Below are 1,047 nucleotides of genomic sequence, written 5' to 3' on the forward strand. Positions count from 1 at the left end.
GCTCCTACTCTTCCTGCTCCGGCAAAGCCAGCGGGTGCGGCTCCCCGGTCAGACCCGCCAGTGCCGTCGCCACCTCCTGCAAGGTCGCCTTCACGTAACGGGCCGTCGTGCCGGTGTCGTTCGGTGACTCGGCATGCCCGGCATAGGCCAAGGCGACGCCGTAGCCGTAAACCCGCTCCACCCACGTCAGCGTGGTATGCCGCAGCCAGTGCGCCGACACACCCTGCGAAGCCACCCACGGCAGGTCACGGGCGACCCGCTTGAACAGGCCGTCATAACGGCGCGCCCCGATCGGACGCCCATCCAGATAGCGCACCAACCGCTGATCCGGGGCAGCACCGCGCTGATCGACATGATGCAGCAGGAACGTCAGCAACGTCGGCGACACCGGCTGCCACCGAAACGTCCCACCCTTCTCCCGCAACATCACCAGACACTGCTGCACGTCCACGTCCATCGGACGTAACCCCAACAACCCACCACGCCGGCACGCCGTCTCAATGTGGAAACGGACGATCAACGCGTCCAACTCCGGATCCCGGCCACCCGCCGCCGCCACCACCAACTCGCCGAGCCGCTCATCCGGCAACGCGATCCGCTGCGACGTCGGCCGCCGCGGCTTGGCCACCTTCCGCGCCGGATCATCGGCGTCCGCGATCAGCCGATCCGCCACCGCCCGCCGATACACACACCGCAACGCGGCAATCAGATGCTCACCGGTACTCGACCCACCCCGCGAGTTACGCCGCTGCACCGCCTCACCCTGCAACTGACGCATCAACGTCTCGACCTCGGTCGGCGTGACCTCGTCCAGACGCCGATCACCCCAACGCTCCACGACCTTGTGCAGATAGTTGCCGTACGTGCGCCGCGCACCGTCCCCGACCGCGGCCAGCACCACCGGCACGTACTCGGCGAACGTCGGCATCCGCGACGGCGTACCCGGAGCCTGCAGCAGGGCCTCGGCGGTGATGCCCATCTGATCCAGCAGCATCCGCGCCGCCTCGACCACCTCCGGCCGCACCCGCGCCGCCGTCACGACTCACC

Annotated in this window: 1 protein-coding gene; it reads right to left on the bottom strand. The window is 68.6% G+C overall.

All coding sequences use genetic code 11. The features are described 5' to 3' along the window. Positions 1-4: 4 nt before the first annotated feature. On the bottom strand, positions 5-1,039 hold the full coding sequence (locus CLV67_RS50840) for a tyrosine-type recombinase/integrase (RefSeq protein ID WP_170154329.1): 1,035 nt from the start codon (positions 1,037-1,039) through the stop codon (positions 5-7). Positions 1,040-1,047 lie beyond the last annotated feature (8 nt).

The sequence above is a fragment of the Actinoplanes italicus genome (assembly GCF_003001815.1).
In the GTDB taxonomy this organism is placed as follows: domain Bacteria; phylum Actinomycetota; class Actinomycetes; order Mycobacteriales; family Micromonosporaceae; genus Actinoplanes; species Actinoplanes italicus.